Annotated in this window: 13 protein-coding genes and 1 other annotated feature; of the genes, 10 read left to right on the plus strand and 3 right to left on the minus strand. The window is 39.3% G+C overall.

Going from position 1 to position 17,054, the window contains the following annotated elements:
• Positions 1 to 120 precede the first annotated feature (120 nt).
• The gene (locus N3I35_14030) at positions 121 to 1,215 is read right to left on the minus strand and encodes a hypothetical protein (GenBank protein ID MCX8131204.1); all 1,095 of its coding nucleotides are present in this window, start codon (positions 1,213 to 1,215) and stop codon (positions 121 to 123) included.
• Positions 1,216 to 1,412: 197 nt separating this feature from the next.
• On the opposite strand from N3I35_14030, the gene N3I35_14035 reads away from it, so the two are divergent.
• The 9 genes from N3I35_14035 (at position 1,413) to N3I35_14075 (ending at position 11,889) form a co-directional block, all read left to right on the plus strand.
• A complete protein-coding gene (locus tag N3I35_14035) occupies positions 1,413 to 1,706 on the plus strand; it encodes a hypothetical protein (protein ID MCX8131205.1) in 294 nt (97 codons plus the stop codon).
• Between the two features lie 103 nt (positions 1,707 to 1,809).
• Positions 1,810 to 2,054, plus strand: a binding site (T-box leader).
• Positions 2,055 to 2,210: 156 nt separating this feature from the next.
• Positions 2,211 to 3,839 carry a biosynthetic-type acetolactate synthase large subunit gene (gene ilvB / locus N3I35_14040; GenBank protein MCX8131206.1) on the plus strand — a complete coding sequence of 543 codons (1,629 nt, stop codon included), beginning with the start codon at positions 2,211 to 2,213 and terminating at the stop codon, positions 3,837 to 3,839.
• A 105-nt stretch (positions 3,840 to 3,944) separates the two neighbouring features.
• Positions 3,945 to 4,457, plus strand: a complete 513-nt coding sequence (gene ilvN / locus N3I35_14045) for an acetolactate synthase small subunit (protein MCX8131207.1) — start codon at positions 3,945 to 3,947, stop codon at positions 4,455 to 4,457.
• Positions 4,458 to 4,465: 8 nt separating this feature from the next.
• A complete protein-coding gene (gene ilvC / locus N3I35_14050) occupies positions 4,466 to 5,461 on the plus strand; it encodes a ketol-acid reductoisomerase (GenBank protein MCX8131208.1) in 996 nt (331 codons plus the stop codon).
• Between the two features lie 299 nt (positions 5,462 to 5,760).
• On the plus strand, positions 5,761 to 7,296 hold the full coding sequence (locus tag N3I35_14055) for a 2-isopropylmalate synthase (protein MCX8131209.1): 1,536 nt from the start codon (positions 5,761 to 5,763) through the stop codon (positions 7,294 to 7,296).
• A 185-nt stretch (positions 7,297 to 7,481) separates the two neighbouring features.
• On the plus strand, positions 7,482 to 9,053 hold the full coding sequence (gene cimA, locus N3I35_14060; GenBank protein MCX8131210.1) for a citramalate synthase: 1,572 nt from the start codon (positions 7,482 to 7,484) through the stop codon (positions 9,051 to 9,053).
• Positions 9,054 to 9,232: 179 nt separating this feature from the next.
• Entirely contained in the window at positions 9,233 to 9,490 is a 258-nt protein-coding gene (locus tag N3I35_14065) for a hypothetical protein (protein MCX8131211.1), read from the plus strand.
• Positions 9,491 to 10,023: 533 nt separating this feature from the next.
• Positions 10,024 to 11,397 (plus strand): NAD(P)/FAD-dependent oxidoreductase, encoded by a 1,374-nt coding sequence (locus N3I35_14070; GenBank protein ID MCX8131212.1) that lies wholly within the window; start codon positions 10,024 to 10,026, stop codon positions 11,395 to 11,397.
• 78 nt (positions 11,398 to 11,475) lie between these two features.
• Positions 11,476 to 11,889, plus strand: coding sequence for a DUF3795 domain-containing protein (locus tag N3I35_14075; protein ID MCX8131213.1), 414 nt, complete (start codon positions 11,476 to 11,478; stop codon positions 11,887 to 11,889).
• A gap of 10 nt (positions 11,890 to 11,899) precedes the next feature.
• Here the strand turns inward: N3I35_14075 and N3I35_14080 are convergent, their stop codons facing one another.
• Positions 11,900 to 13,771 carry a sensor histidine kinase gene (locus N3I35_14080; GenBank protein ID MCX8131214.1) on the minus strand — a complete coding sequence of 624 codons (1,872 nt, stop codon included), beginning with the start codon at positions 13,769 to 13,771 and terminating at the stop codon, positions 11,900 to 11,902.
• A gap of 1 nt (position 13,772) precedes the next feature.
• Positions 13,773 to 15,104, minus strand: coding sequence for an ABC transporter substrate-binding protein (locus N3I35_14085; GenBank protein ID MCX8131215.1), 1,332 nt, complete (start codon positions 15,102 to 15,104; stop codon positions 13,773 to 13,775).
• Positions 15,105 to 15,400: 296 nt separating this feature from the next.
• On the opposite strand from N3I35_14085, the gene N3I35_14090 reads away from it, so the two are divergent.
• Positions 15,401 to 17,041: a response regulator transcription factor gene (locus tag N3I35_14090; protein ID MCX8131216.1), complete on the plus strand. Its 1,641-nt coding sequence runs from the start codon at positions 15,401 to 15,403 to the stop codon at positions 17,039 to 17,041.
• Positions 17,042 to 17,054: the final 13 nt, after the last annotated feature.

The raw sequence follows: 17,054 nt of genomic DNA on the forward strand, positions 1-17,054 counted from the left end.
CCTGATATAATATCTCATAGTTAGCTCCTTTACTAATTTTGGGATTGTATCGGTCGGGACACAAACCTAATCTTAGCCAAAGGAGTTTTATTTTTCTACCGTAAATGTTTTCCTATAAATTTAATGCAATGTTACTGAGTAAATATATTTTTTGGATTTATCCAAAAGACTGTCATAGGCATATATATTACCTTTTTCATAGTACCCAACCACCGCTGTGCGGTTTTGGTCTTTATCATACACGGTTTTAATCGGATATGCATGGCTGGCATCTATTGAATCGGTATATGCAACGAGTGTGTACTCAAGATTCTTGGAAGAGTCGTCCACACTTTTTGTCCACTTGAGGATATATGTATACATTTCCTTTCCGTCATCAAGGAAGGCTTCTTCAGCTTGATTGACAGTATCAACGTATACATAGGCCGGAGAAGGAGGACTGTCTAAAACGGGACCTTTATAGCCTATCGCGTTCAGCCAATATTGTTTGGCTTTAGGTACATTGGATGCTACCTGTATTTCACTGTTTTCCTGTGGTGAGAAATTATAAATATCTGTGCTGATGACTGCTTTGGCGGAAGAATTCTGTGAAAAACCCGAGATATCATGAAATACCCTGCTGGTTTTTCCTGTTGAAGAGCCGAAATAAGCCACATAGTCTTCTGCAGCTATTTCTGCAAGACTCCATTTATGTTCTCCGTTGTTGATCTTTTTATGATTTAAAAGACCGCGGACCTTTTGGTATTCAGTATTTTTATAGCCCGGAAGTTTGTTTTCCTTTTGAAGCATGTAGTAAATGGTAAAGTGGTGTCCATATTCATGGGAGAGGGTGCGTGCGATTTTGGGGATGGTATCCTCGGTGTTGCAATTATATAAGTTGATATAATTATTTGACTGGAGAGTTATTTTTCTATTTTGCCCCTGGGTATAACTATACCTGTAATCCCCGGATGCAGAGCCGTGTTGGTCGGGGTAAAGATAGATTTCCTTTAATTTGTCCATTTCATGACCGTGAAAGTTTTTATGAAGTTCGTCAACAACCGATTTTAGCTTTCCCACAGTATTCCATTTGGAGGAAAAGCTAATCACCTTTATTTTACCGCTGTCATAGGAAGCTACTTTTTTGTACCCATAATAGTCCTGCTTTGCGTGTGCTGCAAGTGAAGTAAGTACAAGGCATGCGGCTATAGACATAAGAAAGAGTAGTTTTTTCATAGTATTAAGCCCCCAATGCTAAGACATGTATCTTTATTTTAATATGATTTCATAGGATAGTAAATAATCGGATAAATTTGTCTTATTCTAAAGTAGGTATTCTTTCATTGTAAATTTTTACGAAAAAGTATAGTTTTTAATGGAAATAGTTAAAAATATAAATATGGTTATGAAATATGGAAAAAGAGGGGGATATTATGGCAAACAATAAAAAGTTTTATCAGCATAATGACTTTGAAAAGGTATTAAAAGAATACCTGAAATACGGGAGAGAAAGATTAGAGTGTGACTTGACAGGTACAAGAGAGGCGATAAAACTTATCGCCCGGGATAAAACAAGGGAATTTATTCAGACGATGGACAGGGGACTAAACAAAGAGGAGCGGATCTTTCTAAGTGCTTTGTTTATATCCTGTATGCATAAATCCTTTTGCTACGGGTATGGAATTGGAAGGATTGAAGGAAAGCGCTGCAATAATATTTATTTATAGTTAAAGGATTACGTATACTCAGAAAAATCTACACAATTCTAAAAATATTATTGACATGGCAAAAAAATGCTGATACAATTTAATACAATTATATGTTTATGATCTATCTGCAATGAAGGAATCAAAGATATATTCGATTGCTAAAGAGAGTCGGTGGTTGGTGAAAACCGATGCATGAGGTATATGTATAACTCATTCCGGAGCTCTACTGCCGAAAGTATAAAGTAAGTAGTAGCGGTAACTACGTTACAGTTTGAGTATTGAAGTTTAGTACTCTTAAAGTGCATATATTTGAATATATGCGAAATCAGGGTGGTACCACGAATGAGATACCCCTTCGTCCCTGCAAACAAATTTGCAGTGATGAAGGGGTTTTTAGTTTGTTTTTTCCATAGATGTGCATAATATACCTATTGGATTTTTTAAGGGTTATTCCATAAGGACCTTGATTCAAATTTTGAATATGTGATTTAAAATTTCAATTATCCGGGAGGAGGAAAATCAATGAAAATTTCAGGAGCACAGGCAATGATTAAGGCATTGGAACTTGAACAGGTTGAAGTAATATTCGGCTATCCCGGAGCGGCAATTTGTCCATTTTATGATGCCTTGTTAGAGTCAAAAATCACTCATATTCTTACAAGACAAGAGCAGGGAGCGGCACATGCTGCAAGTGGATATGCCAGAGTAACCGGAAAGGTAGGCGTTTGTGTTTCAACTTCCGGCCCGGGTGCTACCAATCTTATTACCGGAATAGCAACAGCATATATGGACTCCATACCTATGGTTGCCATTACGGGGCAGGTAGCAACTGAACAGATTGGAAAAGATGTTTTTCAGGAAGCAGATATCACCGGGGCAACAGCTCCATTTTGCAAGCACAGCTATCTGGTGAAAAAAGCGAAGGATCTGCCCAGAATCATCAAGGAAGCTTTTCATATTGCTTCTACAGGCCGGCCAGGTCCGGTTGTAATTGATATACCCATCGACGTGCAAACAAAAGAAATAAAATTTGAGTATCCCGAAGAAGTTGATATAAAGGGCTATAAGCCTACGTATAAAGGACATCCTGTGCAGATCAAGCGGATTGCCGATGTAATTCAAAAGGCCAAAGCTCCTGTTATCATTGCAGGAGGTGGCGTGGTCAATGCCAATGCATCCGAAGAACTTGTACGGTTATCGGAAAAATGCAGTATACCTGTCGCAACTACCCTGATGGGGATCGGTGCAGTGCCTTCCGCTCACGAGATGCATATCGGAATGATAGGATCTCATGGGGTTTATACGGCAAATTATGCACTTAACAATGCGGATTTGCTTATCATTATGGGTGCGCGTGTTGCGGACAGAGCCATGAGCACTGCAAATAAAATTGCGCAAAAGGCACACATTGTCCATATTGACATCGACCCTGCTGAAATCGGTAAAAATATTGAAGCAGCAACCCCTGTTGTGGGAGATGTCAAACTCATCTTAAAAGATTTGGTGGAGATTATAGCAAAAGGGGATGTAGAACCTTGGGCAAACACCATTAAAAAAATTAAAGCAGAGAAAACCCAGAAAAACCTTGAGGAAGGCGGGGAAAGCTTTGTTAGGCCCCAATACCTGTTCTCAATACTTTCGGAGGTTGTTGGCGAGGACACCATTGTTGCTACCGAAGTGGGACAAAACCAAATATGGGCAGCTAACTACTATAAGGTAAAGAACCCAAGGACATTTATTACCTCCGGCGGTATGGGGACCATGGGATATGGACTTCCCTCCGGAATCGGTTCAAAAATCGGAGCTCCGGATAAAAAAGTAATTGTTGTGGCGGGGGATGGGAGTTTTCAGATGTCCATGCAGGAATTGGGAACCATGAAGCAAAGCAAAGTGGATGTAAAAATTATTGTTTTTAACAACTCAAGGCTGGGTATGGTAAGAGAGCTGCAAAAAAACAAGTACTGCGGCCGGTACTCCCAGGTCTATTTGGAAAGCAATCCTGACTTTGTAAAATTAGTTGAGGCATACGGTTTTAAAGGAGAAACCATCCGAAGCAATCAGGAAGTCAAAGGCGCACTGGAAAGAATGCTGGCAGACGATGGGCCATACCTTTTGGAATGTATCGTAGATCCGGAAGAGCCTACGTTATAAAGAATAAATTGTTGTAGATTTGAAGTTAAAGCGGCATGAGGAATTTTGAATCCATAATGCCTAAAACATAAGATTGCATCACCTTAATGAGGGGAGAGAAGAATTATGGCGAAGCATACACTATCTGTACTTGTTGAAAACCATGCGGGAGTATTATCTAGAGTCGCTGGTTTATTCAGCCGAAGGGGATTTAACATCGACAGCCTGGCAGTGGGGGTTACGGAAAATCCTGAAATATCCCGTATTACCATTGTTGTTGAAGGGGATGACTATACCGTTGAACAGGTGAGCAAGCAGCTCAATAAACTGATTGATGTTATCAAGATCAAGCAGCTTGAAAAATCGGATTCAGTTAGCAGGGAACTGGCACTTATCAAGGTAACCGCTACAGCTTCTACCAGGGCTGAAATTATTCAAATTGTAGAAATATTCAGAGCTAAGATTGTTGACGTTTCAAAGAATACATTGACAATTGAGATATCCGGCGGTACCGAAAAGGTTGCAGCACTGGAAGATATGCTAAAACCTTTCGGAATTAAAGAAATTGTAAGAACGGGGACCATTGCCATCGAAAGAGGCAATAAGTATATAAAAGCAACCAATAATAATGAGGAGTGATTTTTAAAATGGCTAAAATGTATTATGACAGTGATTGTAATTTAGGATTATTGAAAGGAAAAACCGTAGCAATTATCGGTTATGGCAGCCAGGGGCATGCACATGCACAGAACCTTCATGATAGCGGAGTTAACGTAATTGTAGGCTTGCATCCTGCATCGGAAAAAAGACAGCAGGTTGAAGCAGATGGATTAAAGGTGCTTGATACTGCTGAAGCTGCTAAAGCAGCAGATGTAATCATGATACTTGTTCCTGACCAGATACAGCCTGATGTTTATGAGCAAAGCATCAAACCGAACCTTAAGGAAGGAAATGTATTGATGTTTGCTCACGGCTTCAGCATTAATTACTTCCAGATAGTACCACCGAAATTTGTTGACGTTATTATGGTGGCGCCAAAAGGGCCTGGACATACTGTTAGAAGCCAGTACAAGGAAGGAAGAGGAGTTCCTGCATTAATTGCTGTATATCAAGATGCTTCAGGAAAAGCAAAGGATTATGCACTTGCATATGCTGCAGGAGTGGGAGCAGGAAGAGCAGGAATACTTGAGACTACTTTCAGGGAAGAAACAGAAACAGACTTGTTTGGTGAGCAGGCAGTTCTCTGTGGCGGAGTTACAGAGCTGATGAAGGCCGGTTTTGAAACACTTGTAAATGCAGGATATCAGCCGGAAATTGCGTACTTTGAATGTGTGCATGAAATGAAGCTTATAGTAGATCTGATTAATCAGGGCGGCTACGCCTACATGAGGTATTCAATCAGTGATACAGCCGAATATGGTGACTATGTAACCGGAAAGAGAATTATTACTGAAGAAACTAGAAAAGAAATGAAGAAAGTACTTGAAGAAATTCAAGACGGGAAGTTTGCAACTAATTGGATTACGGAAAACAAATCCGGCGGAAGATCCAACTTCCTAGCTATGAGAAGAAAAGAAGCAGAACATCAGGTAGAAAAAGTAGGGGCAGAGCTTAGAAAAATGATGAGCTGGCTGAAGAAATAAAGCCTTCGGCCCGGCAACAGGCTATGGCTATTACGATAAGTAGTAAAAGATAAATATAGACAAAACCCTCATCTCCGGCCCTTCTCCCTATATAGGGGGAAGGGTGGAGGATAGAAGGGTATAAGCATGATAATAGCTTTGCAGGCCCGGCGTGATTTATCCGGTAGGTTAAGTTGATTCAACCCGGCCGCAGCGTAGATATTTATGAATATGAGATTGAAAACATAGAAAAGGACATACCTGAAGATTAGATAATAGAAAGCGGGTACAAAATGTCCATTCATGGTTAGGAGGTTTTTATGACCAGACAGATAAAAATATTTGATACAACTTTAAGAGATGGGGAGCAAACTCCCGGAGTAAACCTGAATATACAGGAGAAGCTGGAGATAGCAAGGCATCTGGTACGATTGGGCGTAGATGTGATAGAAGCTGGTTTTGCTATTTCTTCCCCGGGTGATTTTGAGGCTGTAAAGGCAGTAGCAGAAAACATAAAAGGGGCTACGGTAGCAAGCCTTTGCAGAGCAGTTGAGAAGGATATCGACAGGGCGTGGGAGGCAGTTAAAGGTGCTGAAAGCCCCAGAATCCATACATTTATAGCTACATCGGACATTCATATGAAGTATAAGCTTAAAATGTCTGAAGAAGAAGTACTTGCTAGGGCAGTAGCTATGGTCAAATATGCTAAAAAATACTGTACTGATGTAGAATTTTCTGCTGAAGACGCAAGCAGGACAAGAGTAGAGTTTTTATACAGGGTTGTAGAGGAAGTAATAAAAGCCGGGGCTACAGTAGTTAATATCCCGGATACGGTGGGTTATGCCGCTCCTGTAGAGTTTGGCAAGCTCATAAAAGGTATTAGGGATAATGTCAGCAATATAGATAAGGCGGATATAAGTGTTCACTGCCATAATGACCTTGGCCTGGCAGTGGCAAATACCCTTGCAGCTATGGAAAATGGTGCAACACAGCTTGAATGCACAGTTAACGGTCTTGGTGAAAGGGCGGGCAATGCGGCGATTGAAGAAATCGTAATGGGTATAAACACCAGAAAAGATTATTATGATATATTCCATAAAATCGATACCACCCAGATATATAGAACGAGTAAGCTTGTAAGCAGCCTCACAGGTGTAAATGTTCAGCCGAACAAGGCAATAGTAGGAGCAAATGCTTTTGCTCACGAGTCCGGAATACATCAGCATGGTGTATTGTCAGAAAAGAGTACGTATGAGATAATGACTCCCGAGTCAATAGGGCTGGCCCAAAACAGGATGGTACTTGGAAAGCTTTCCGGAAGGCATGCTTTTGAAGACCGTTTGAAGGAAATGGGTTATACGACTCTTACTTCAGATGAAATACAAAAGGCTTTTGAAAAGTTCAAGAGTCTTGCTGATAAGAAAAAGGTTGTTTTGGACAGGGATATTGAGGCACTTGTAGAAGAAAAAGTATCTCAGGTACCCGAAATTTTTGAGCTTGACAGCTTTCAGATAAACAGTGGAAACAAACTGGTTTCTACATCAATGGTGAGTCTTATCAGAAACGGTAATGCAATTACAGAAGCTGCAACAGGCGATGGTCCTGTAGATGCTGCTTTTAACGCTATAGAAAGAGCTGTAGGAATCAGCCTGGAACTGGAAGACTACGGTCTGAGAGCTGTTACCGAAGGAAAGGACGCTCTTGGAGAGGTAACAGTCAGGGTCTTGAAAGATGGTAAGATTTTCGTTGGAAGAGGCGTAAGTACGGATATTATTGAAGCCAGTGTAAAGGCATATATAAATGCTATCAACAGAGCGATAAGTGAGCTTGGTGAAGGTATAATCAACAAAGATTGACAGAAGGAAATAAATTATTAATTATTGTTAATAACTATCTGTTTAAAGCTTAGAGAAAACAAGTGTAGCTGCTCTAAGCTTGCTTTGTAATGAGTAAGAAAGTATGATTGTTCTTTACTTGTCAGGCTAACCAGGAAGGTAAATTAATTGTGATCAGCAGTTGAATTAATAGGGGAGGGGATAAAGTGAGTAAAAAGATATTCATATATGATTCGACTCTTCGAGATGGAGCTCAGGCTCAAGGGATTTCATTTACGGTCGAGGATAAGCTGAAAATCGTGGAGAGGCTTGATAAGCTGGGTGTAAGCTATATAGAAGCTGGAAATCCGGGGTCTAACCCCAAGGATCTGGAATTCTTCGACAGAATTAAGAAAATAGAATTTAAGAATGCAAAGGTTATTGCTTTTGGCAGCACCAGAAGGGTAAACATAGCGGTAGGTGAGGATGCAAATGTAAAATCGCTTCTTAAAGCTGATACACCTGCCATAGCAATATTCGGGAAAAGTTGGGATTTCCATGTGTCCGAGGTTTTAAAGACTACTTTGGATGAAAACCTGAAAATGATTTATGATACTATTAATTTCTTTAAAAATAAGGGGAAAGAAGTGGTTTTTGATGCTGAGCTTTTCTTCGAAGGCTATAGGTCAAACCCTGAGTATGCTATTAAGACACTCAAAGCTGCCTACGATGCAGGCGTGGATAGTATCTGCCTTTGTGAAACTACAGGAGGCTCCCTGCCGTCGGAGATTTATGATGTTACATTGAAAGTGGTAAAAGAATTTGATATCCCTATAGGAATTCATTGCCATAACGACAGCGGAATGGCAGTGGCAAATTCAATAATGGCTGTTCAGGCCGGTGCTACTCAGGTACAGGGAACAATTAACGGATATGGCGAGAGGTGCGGTAATGCAAATCTGTGTACACTGATACCTAATCTACAGCAGAAGATGGGGTTTGATTGCATACCGGAAAAAAATGTTGCATATATAACTTCAGTTGCCAGATATGTGAGTGAGATAGCAAATGTCATACTTGATGAGAGAGCTCCATATGTAGGAAGATGTGCCTTCGCACACAAGGCGGGCATGCATTCCGATGCAGTCAGTAAAAATCCAAAAACTTACGAGCATCTGGATCCTGAATCTGTGGGCAACGAAAGGACATTCCTGATGTCAGAGGTTGCCGGACGCAGTGCTGTGCTCAGCACGATAAATCAAGTAGATGAGAGTATTACGAAGGATTCTCCGGAGACCAGACTTATACTGGAAAAGCTAAAGGAAATGGAGTATCAAGGGTATCAATATGAGGGGGCAGAAAGCTCTTTTGAACTCATAATCAGGAAAGTCCTGGGGCGGTATGAGCCTTTGTTTGAACTACGGGAATTCAAGGTTATTGTAGATGAGCCATCCCTCGAAGGGGTAAATTCATCGGCTATGATAAAAATCAAGGTTGACGGGCAGGATGAGATTACTGCGGCGGAAGGCGACGGTCCTGTAAATGCTCTTGACAGGGCAGTAAGAAAGGCGCTTGAAAGATTTTATCCTAAGATAAAAGAAATGAAATTAACAGATTACAAGGTTAGGGTTTTGGATTCGGATCAAGCTACTGCAGCAAGGGTTAGAGTTCTTATTGAATCTACGGACGGATGCGAAGTATGGACTACGATAGGTGTATCAACTGACATTATTGATGCCAGTTGGAAGGCACTTGTTGATTCTATTGAATACAAACTTTTAAAGGACAAGGGAATGTAAGTTAGATTTTAATAAAGGATAATACCTGCTATACCTGGCAGTTTGTTACTGTCAGGTTTTTTGTTTATATATGTGCTTATTGCTAATAATATTTATATAAACGAGGTTGTTTATATATGCTGTTAATACTATAATTAAAGAAAGATGTGGTAGCAAATCTTTTTTAAGGAGAAAAGCTTTTGAGGTTGACTGGGAGAATAGTAAAGGACAGGATAACATTAAAAGAAGCGGTTGTTGAGAGTAAGGATGATAGTCTTAGCTATAGAGATGCATTGGAATATTGTCTGATACATCTTTGCAGGGAACTCGACATACAGGTTCCAATGTGGCTACGGAACAATACTGCAGAATTTGTAAATTACAGGAGAGCGATTTTTACAGAGGAGCACTTTGTTGAAAAAATCAACTTTGATAAATTTGAGATAAAAGTGATGTAAAATAAAAAATCCTGTCGGGCTTTCCTTTAAGTACTCCCTACAGGATTTCTTACATTTTTGTCTTTGTTTTTTCATATCTCTTTTGATATTGTTGTCATGAACCCTGGTTTTGGGATTTATTTCCCAGGTTTTTCTTGTTTCCAGCATGAGATAGATACTGCTTCTGAACTTTTTCATGGTAATACCCCCAATTTTATTAAATTTGTTATATTATAATATTAACACATATTTCGATAGGCTAAAAGCTCTGACATATAAAACGCGCGGTTTTCCAATCTGGATTGCAAGAAAGGCTTTTATCCCATACAAAAACAAGCCGGATCAAATGCCAGGATTATCTTTTTGAAGTGGCTGGAATGGAACTTTAAGCTAACCCTTTTCAAGTCCGATATTCTGTGCTATACTTAACAAGGTTTTGTTCAATTACATCAATGTGCGCGTATGCATAGATTTTACTCTAAAGTTGGAGCTGGTTTTGACTTTAGAGTTTTTAATGTGTAAAAACCAATGAGTAAAGATGGGGGTATAAAGATATGTATGATGTAGTAATTGTAGGAGCAGGAGCAAGCGGTATCTTTACTGCTTATGAATTAACGAAGGTAAATCCCGGCTTAAAGGTATTAATGATAGAAAAAGGACATGCCCTTGAAAAAAGAAAGTGCCCCATTGATGGTAAGAAAATAAAAGCGTGCCTGGATTGTAAGTCCTGCAGTATAGTAAATGGCTATGGCGGAAGCGGAAGTATGTCCGACGGTAAATATAATATTACAAATAACTTTGGCGGAGAGCTATATAAATACGTGGGTAAGGAAGAAGCACTAAATCTCATGAATTATGTTGATGAGGTCAACTGCAGCATGGGAGGCGCTGGTGCAAAGCTTTACTCCACAGCTAATTCCAGGCTGAAGACCGAAGCGCTTAAAAATGACCTACACTTGCTTGATGCACAGGTCAGACATTTCGGTACCGACAGAAACCTGGTCATACTGGAAAATATGTATAATCACCTGAAGGATAAAATTGAGATACTTTTTGATTCAGGAATAGAAGATATAGAAAAGACAGACAATGGATTTGCAGTATACACTAAAGATAAAAGTTTTAACTGCAGGGACTTGGTTTTGGCGACAGGCCGTTCAGGATCAAAATGGATTTCCAGCATCTGTGCTAAGCTGGGTATAAAAACCAGAAGCAACAGGGTTGATATAGGTGTACGTGTAGAATTGCCTGCTGCTGTGTTTGCACATATAACTGATGATGTTTATGAGAGCAAGATTGTATATAGAACCAAGAAGTATTCCGACCTGGTCAGAACTTTCTGCATGAATCCTTACGGGGAAGTGGTAACAGAGAATACCAATGGAATTGTTACGGTAAACGGGCATAGCTATTCAGACCCAAAGCTTCATACTGAGAATACAAACTTTGCGCTGCTTGTATCAAACAATTTTACCGAGCCGTTCAAGGATAGTAATGAATATGGTGAATCCATAGCCAGGTTGAGTAATATGTTGGGCGGAGGGGTACTGGTACAAAGATTTGGTGATCTCGTAAAAGGCCACAGGACAAATGAGCATAGGCTGATGCAGAGCTTTACTGTTCCTACACTTAGTGCAACACCGGGAGATCTGAGCCTTGTTATTCCGAAAAGGCAGCTTGACGATATCATAGAAATGATTTATGCATTGGACAAGATAGCACCCGGTACTGCAAATGAAAGTACTTTATTATACGGGGTTGAGGTTAAGTTCTATAATTCAAAGGTAGAGGTAGACAAAAACCTTGAAACGCAAGTAAGGGGTCTGTACATTCTGGGAGACAGCTCAGGTGTTACGCATTCACTGTCACAGGCATCAGCAAGCGGGGTACATGCTGCAAGGGTCATAGGAGATAAATACAATAATTGATTTTGAACGGTATGCCGAACAGGAAAAAACGGTATACCGTTTTAAAGTATGATAAGTAAGAAAAGAGAGGCAAATAGTATGAAAATGCCTGATAAAATCGGAAGTCAGATGTTTGCACCATGCGGAATAGATTGTATGGTCTGCTACGTACACCTCAGGGAAAAGAAACCCTGCAACGGATGTTTGGGCAGTGATGAAAACAAAACGGAGAGGTGCAGGCGTTGTGCAATCAAAGAATGTGCAAAAGAAAAGGGAATAACATACTGCATGAAATGTGGTGAATTCCCTTGCAGACAAATAAAGAATCTTGAAAAGAGCTATGTGAAAAGATATAAGACGAGCATTGTTGAAAACAGCATAATGGTGCGTGAAAACGGGTTTGATGCTTTTTTCTCAAGGGAAAGGCTGATTTGGACGTGCAAGGAGTGTGGCGGAGTATTATCCCTACATGATGCTGAATGCAGCGAATGTCATGACATGATAAGACGGTAAAATAAAATACTTACTCGATGACAGGAATTGTCACAGTTACAACCGTTCCTACATCCAGTTTGCTCTTGTAATTAATGCCATACTCGTCGCCGTAACTCAGTTTTATTCTTTGATTGACGTTTCTCATGGCATATCCGTGACTACCTGCAGTACTTTCAATTAGGGGGTTGGTTACAAGCTTATTCAGGCGTTCCAGCTCTTCTTCAGTCATTCCGGCACCGTTATCGGTGACTTCGTAGATAATAGTGGAATCGTCCTTTCTCTTTCCTAATATTTTAATAAAACCATGACCTTCTTTCCTGTTCAGACCATGTAGTATGGCATTTTCAACAATCGGTTGAAGTATGAGTTTTGGTGTCTTGCAATTCTCCACTTCTGAATCTATGTCTATCAAGTAATCCATAGTATCGCCGCATCTTATTTTCTGAATTGAAAGGTACTGCTTTACATGCTCAAATTCATCTTTTACCGGAATTTCTTCCCTGCCTCCGCTTAGGCCTATCCTGAAAAAGGTTGACAGTGAAGCGATCAGCCTTGATGCTTTTTCGCCATCGCCGGAAATTATAAGCCATTTTATTGAGTCAAGTGTGTTATACAAAAAGTGAGGATTAATCTGAGCTCTGAAAGCTTTCAGCTCTGATTTCCTTAGTGCATTCTGCTCGTCAACTATCCTGTTCAGCAATTCGTTTATCTTGTCCAGCATAAAGTTGAACTCGGTACTTAGTTGATTTACTTCTAAGCAGCCTTTTACATCGACTCTCTGGTTAAGGTTGCCATTCCTGGTTTCTTTTATATACACAAGTATCTTTTTCAGCGGATTTGAAACGTTGTTAATAATAAGCGCACTGACAAATATAATCAGAAGGAAAGCTAGTAACCCTATAATAATTACGGAGAACAAAGAGTTTGACAGAGAGTTGTCCAATTCTTTCACCGGAGCTGTTAAAATCAGTTTCCAGTTGTTAATGGAAATCGGAGAGCTGAAAATGAAATACTTCTCTCCGCCGATAAATCCCTCAAAAGAAATTGAACTGTTAACCGCTAACTTACTGATTGAATTGTTGTCGAAGTTTATTGTTTTTAGTAGTTGTGTCCTGTCCTCACTGGCTATAACAGTTCCTTTTTCATCAATAATATAAATATTACCTCTTTTCCCGAACTTTATATTGTCAATGAGCGTAGATAAGTTCTCAAGGTTGATACTTGCAGCTATGTAGCCGACATCCTCAGAAGTTTGGGGGTTGACCATATATCTTATCAGCATGAACTGATTCAGACGAGAACTGAATTCTTCGAGATTATTTCTAAGCATTTTTTCTGACGTACTGTTGTAGAAGTGGTCGGTCCATATTAATTTGCCTTTGTTTTCATAAGCTTTTTTAAACCAGGGATTGTCCAGCCCCTTGTTGATATTGTATGTGGTGAAATGTAATCTTCTTGCTACTACGGTGCTCCTGTCATTAATGTATATGAGATCGTCGACAAAGTTTTGAATATAGGCCAGGCCTTCCTGGTATATATCATACTTATTAAAGTCTATACAGTTATTCAAATACTTGTTTATTTCACGTTCACTTGTATCTTTCGATACAGAACTATAATTTATTATCCTTGAATCATTGGAGATCATAAGTATTGTATTTTCTACGATTTTCAGTCTGGAATTTACCTTATCGACAGTTTCCTGAAGAATCATATGACCGGATTCTGTGAAGTTGGCTTTTACCTGGCTTTGTGTCTTGGTATATGCAAATGCCATGACAGAAATCATAGCAGCAAGGATAATCAAGCCTATGACAATATTGATCTGTACATTAAGTGGGGATGAAATATATCTTTGTTTTATATATCTTACTAAACCTATTTTGGCTGTAATCTTCATGCTAATCCCTACTTTTTTTATTATAGATTCTTAAGAGATCTTTTTCTATGTTTTCTATAGCTGTTTTAGCATCAATCTTCTTTACCAGAGCACTGCTGAAATTCACCTGCATCGACTCGGAAATAGATGAGTAGCCTGGTGATACAGGTCTTAGCTTTGCAGTTCCGATAGAACTCTTGAATTGTGAAATCCAGGGATTTATTTTTAAAACTTCACTATTATTATAGGCAGATTGCCTCGTAGGGATATATCCTCCCATGACACTATCCACTATCTGCATCTCGTAAGAACTTGCCCATTTTATAAACTTCCATGCAAGTTCCTGGTTTTTTGTATGCCCGTTCATCATATAGTTCCAACCACCGAGTGCCATTATGCTTTTTTTGCCCTTTGGCCCCAGAGGCAGATTACAAACACCCACATTTCCTTTTACCTCTGAATTGTACATATTGTTTAGCTGCTTATATGCAAAAGCCCAATTCCTCATAAATATTGCAGTACCATCCTGAAATGCCAGCCGGGCATCTTCTTCTTCGAAAGTCAGGACATCGGGAGAAGTAATGTTTGAATTTGCAATATCTATAAATATCTGCAGACCTTCTATAGCTTCAGGAGAGTTAATGACTACCTTCCCGTCTTTGACTATTTCTCCGCCGTTATTCCAGATAAATTCTAACGCATTACACACAAGGCCTTCATATGACTTCCCCTGAAAAACGTATCCATACTTGATTCCTGGGGTGCTCATATATTTTTTTGACATATCTATAAGGTCTTTGTAAGTCTTTGGAGGGTTAAAAATAATATCACTTCTATAATATAAAAGACTTGCATCGGTACGATGAGGTACAGCATATATTTTATTATTATATGTGCATGACTCTATAGTGTTCGGCAAAAACATCCTGCGGTCCCCACTAATGAAAAACGAATCAAGTGGTAATATCCAGTTAGCAGATGCAAACTCAGCAGTCCACACAAGGTCAGCGTTGAAAACATCAAAGCTGTCATCTCCCGAAGACAGGGCAAGCTTGTAGGCATTGCGCTGATAGTCGGTAGAGCTTGGAAGCTGTTGAAGCTTGACCTCTACATCGGGGTTTTCTTTCTGAAACAACCTGACAATTTCCTTAACTGAGCCGCCATGGTCTGTCCCGCCGTAAGAGTATACAATGGTCTTTTTTGTGTGCGAATTTGTGCTGGGTACGTGCGTTTTAAGAGGCTTATCCCTGAAGTACGAATCAATACCGGGATTTGATATATATAGTTTTATTACTGCAAAAACTGAAATAGCGGCAAAAACTATAAAAAAAACTATTAAGCTCCTTCTTGTCAATTTTACCTCCAGTCCCCATTGTGCCAAGTGAATTATCACATTCGGCACACAAAAAACATCAAGATGTTTTTTATAGGCTTATATTTATTTTATAGCATCTGCTATCCGGCAGATGTGAATCTTCTTTCAGTAAAATAAGACTTCAAGCAAGTTAGACCAAAAATTGGAAAAAACTTTTCTAAATTTGATAAGACTACACTATTTAATTTTATATTAATACATGCTATAATTCAACTATATCAATTCAAATTGCACTCTCATACTATCTTTATTTCCGTGCTGGAGGTGTTTTCCTGGTGCACAGTATTATGATCGTCGATGATGAGAAGATCATTAGAGAAGGACTTATAAGATTCATAGATTGGGAAAAGTATGGTTTTAATATAGTAGCAGATGCTGAAAACGGTAAAAAAGCTATTGAGATCGCTCAGAAAGTCAAGCCGGAAATTATTCTTTCAGATATTTATATGCCCATAATGGACGGAATAGAGTTTGCCAAGGAAGTCAGGCAGTGTCTCCCCGAAACTGTTATAATTTTTTTAAGCGGATATAATGAATTCAACTATGCTCAAAGAGCTATTGAACTAGGTGTATTCAGGTATCTTGTCAAACCTATTCAGGAAAGCGAGCTGCTGGCGGTTCTCGGTGAAGCATGTGAAGAGCTTGAACACAGGGAGCTTGAGAAGACACAGGTACAAAAGCTTAAGATGCTCATAAAAGACAGCCTGCCGCTTTTAAAAGAAAGGTTTTTTCTCAACCTGGTAAGAGGGAAGCTGAAAGAAAACGAGATAAACAATAAGCTGGAGTATCTGAACATAAATCTTGACGCTGACAGGTTTTCCTGCCTGATAATCAGCCTGGATGATTATATAAGTCTCGCTGAAAAACAAAATGAGGATGAAATAAACTTGATAAAATTTGCTGTGCAGAATATATCCGGCGAGGTTTTTTCAGAAACAGAAGGGCTGTTTTTTATGTTTGAGGAAAAACCAAGTGAGCTTGGAGTTCTGGCTTGTCATAACAGCAGAAACCAAAAGAAATATATGTCCAATATTTATCCGTCTTTGCAAAAAATCAAGGATTGTGTCTGGAGATATTTTAAAACTACTATATCTATCGGTTTAGGCAGGAGTTACAAAAGTTTAAGTGAAGTTAGCAAATCGTACCGGGAAGCTGAAAGCGCTTTAGAGTTCAGAACTGCTTTTGGCAAGAATAATGTGCTGTTTATCGGAGACATCAATCCTGCTGACAGGTATTCGCCACTATCATGCAGCTTTGAAAAATTGAATGAACTGGTTAAAACTATAAAAGGGGGGGATCTTGAATTATCCTGCAAACACGTTGATGAAGTACTTGACACCCTTAAATCTGATCAGAACTTTAAAAAAGATCATATGCAAATATTCGCAATCGAACTTTTGGTAAAGTTAGAGCAGATTGTACTTGAGTTTGATGGCGACGTGGTTGATATATACGGTGAAAAATTTTCTCCCTTAATGCTTATGAATTATGACACACTGGAAGGTGTACGGCTTAAGCTCAAGGAACTGATAGAAAGCACCTTAGACTTTATAAACTCTAAAAGGAAGGCTGTCAACAGGAATTTCATTGAAAAGGCGAAGGATTTTATAGACAGGAACTATGCCCTTGAGGATTTGAATTTAGGTATTATTGCAGATAACGTATATGTAAGTCCGGGGTATCTGAGCCAGTTGTTCAAGCAGGTAGTAGGAGAGTCATACATAGAGTATCTAACAAAAGTCAGGATTAACCATGCTAAAAGACTTTTGAAGGAGACAAATCTAAAAGCTTATGAAATTGCTGAAAAGGTGGGTTATACAGACTCACAGTATTTCAGTACCTGCTTTAAAAAAGTTGTAGGAGTGTCGCCTACAGATTATAGGGATATTATTTCTAAGGATATCAGCTTGTTTTAAATATTACTAGTTT

It is taken from the genome of Clostridia bacterium (assembly GCA_026414765.1).
Taxonomy (GTDB): Bacteria; Bacillota; Clostridia; order Acetivibrionales; family DSM-27016; genus SKW86.

Coding starts and splice junctions, on each gene's coding strand:
- N3I35_14030 (MCX8131204.1), bottom strand. CDS start 1,215: ATGAAAAAACTACTCTTTCTTATGTCTATAGCCGCATGCCTTGTACTT.
- N3I35_14035 (MCX8131205.1), top strand. CDS start 1,413: ATGGCAAACAATAAAAAGTTTTATCAGCATAATGACTTTGAAAAGGTA.
- ilvB (MCX8131206.1), top strand. CDS start 2,211: ATGAAAATTTCAGGAGCACAGGCAATGATTAAGGCATTGGAACTTGAA.
- ilvN (MCX8131207.1), top strand. CDS start 3,945: ATGGCGAAGCATACACTATCTGTACTTGTTGAAAACCATGCGGGAGTA.
- ilvC (MCX8131208.1), top strand. CDS start 4,466: ATGGCTAAAATGTATTATGACAGTGATTGTAATTTAGGATTATTGAAA.
- N3I35_14055 (MCX8131209.1), top strand. CDS start 5,761: ATGACCAGACAGATAAAAATATTTGATACAACTTTAAGAGATGGGGAG.
- N3I35_14070 (MCX8131212.1), top strand. CDS start 10,024: ATGTATGATGTAGTAATTGTAGGAGCAGGAGCAAGCGGTATCTTTACT.
- N3I35_14075 (MCX8131213.1), top strand. CDS start 11,476: ATGAAAATGCCTGATAAAATCGGAAGTCAGATGTTTGCACCATGCGGA.
- N3I35_14080 (MCX8131214.1), bottom strand. CDS start 13,771: ATGAAGATTACAGCCAAAATAGGTTTAGTAAGATATATAAAACAAAGA.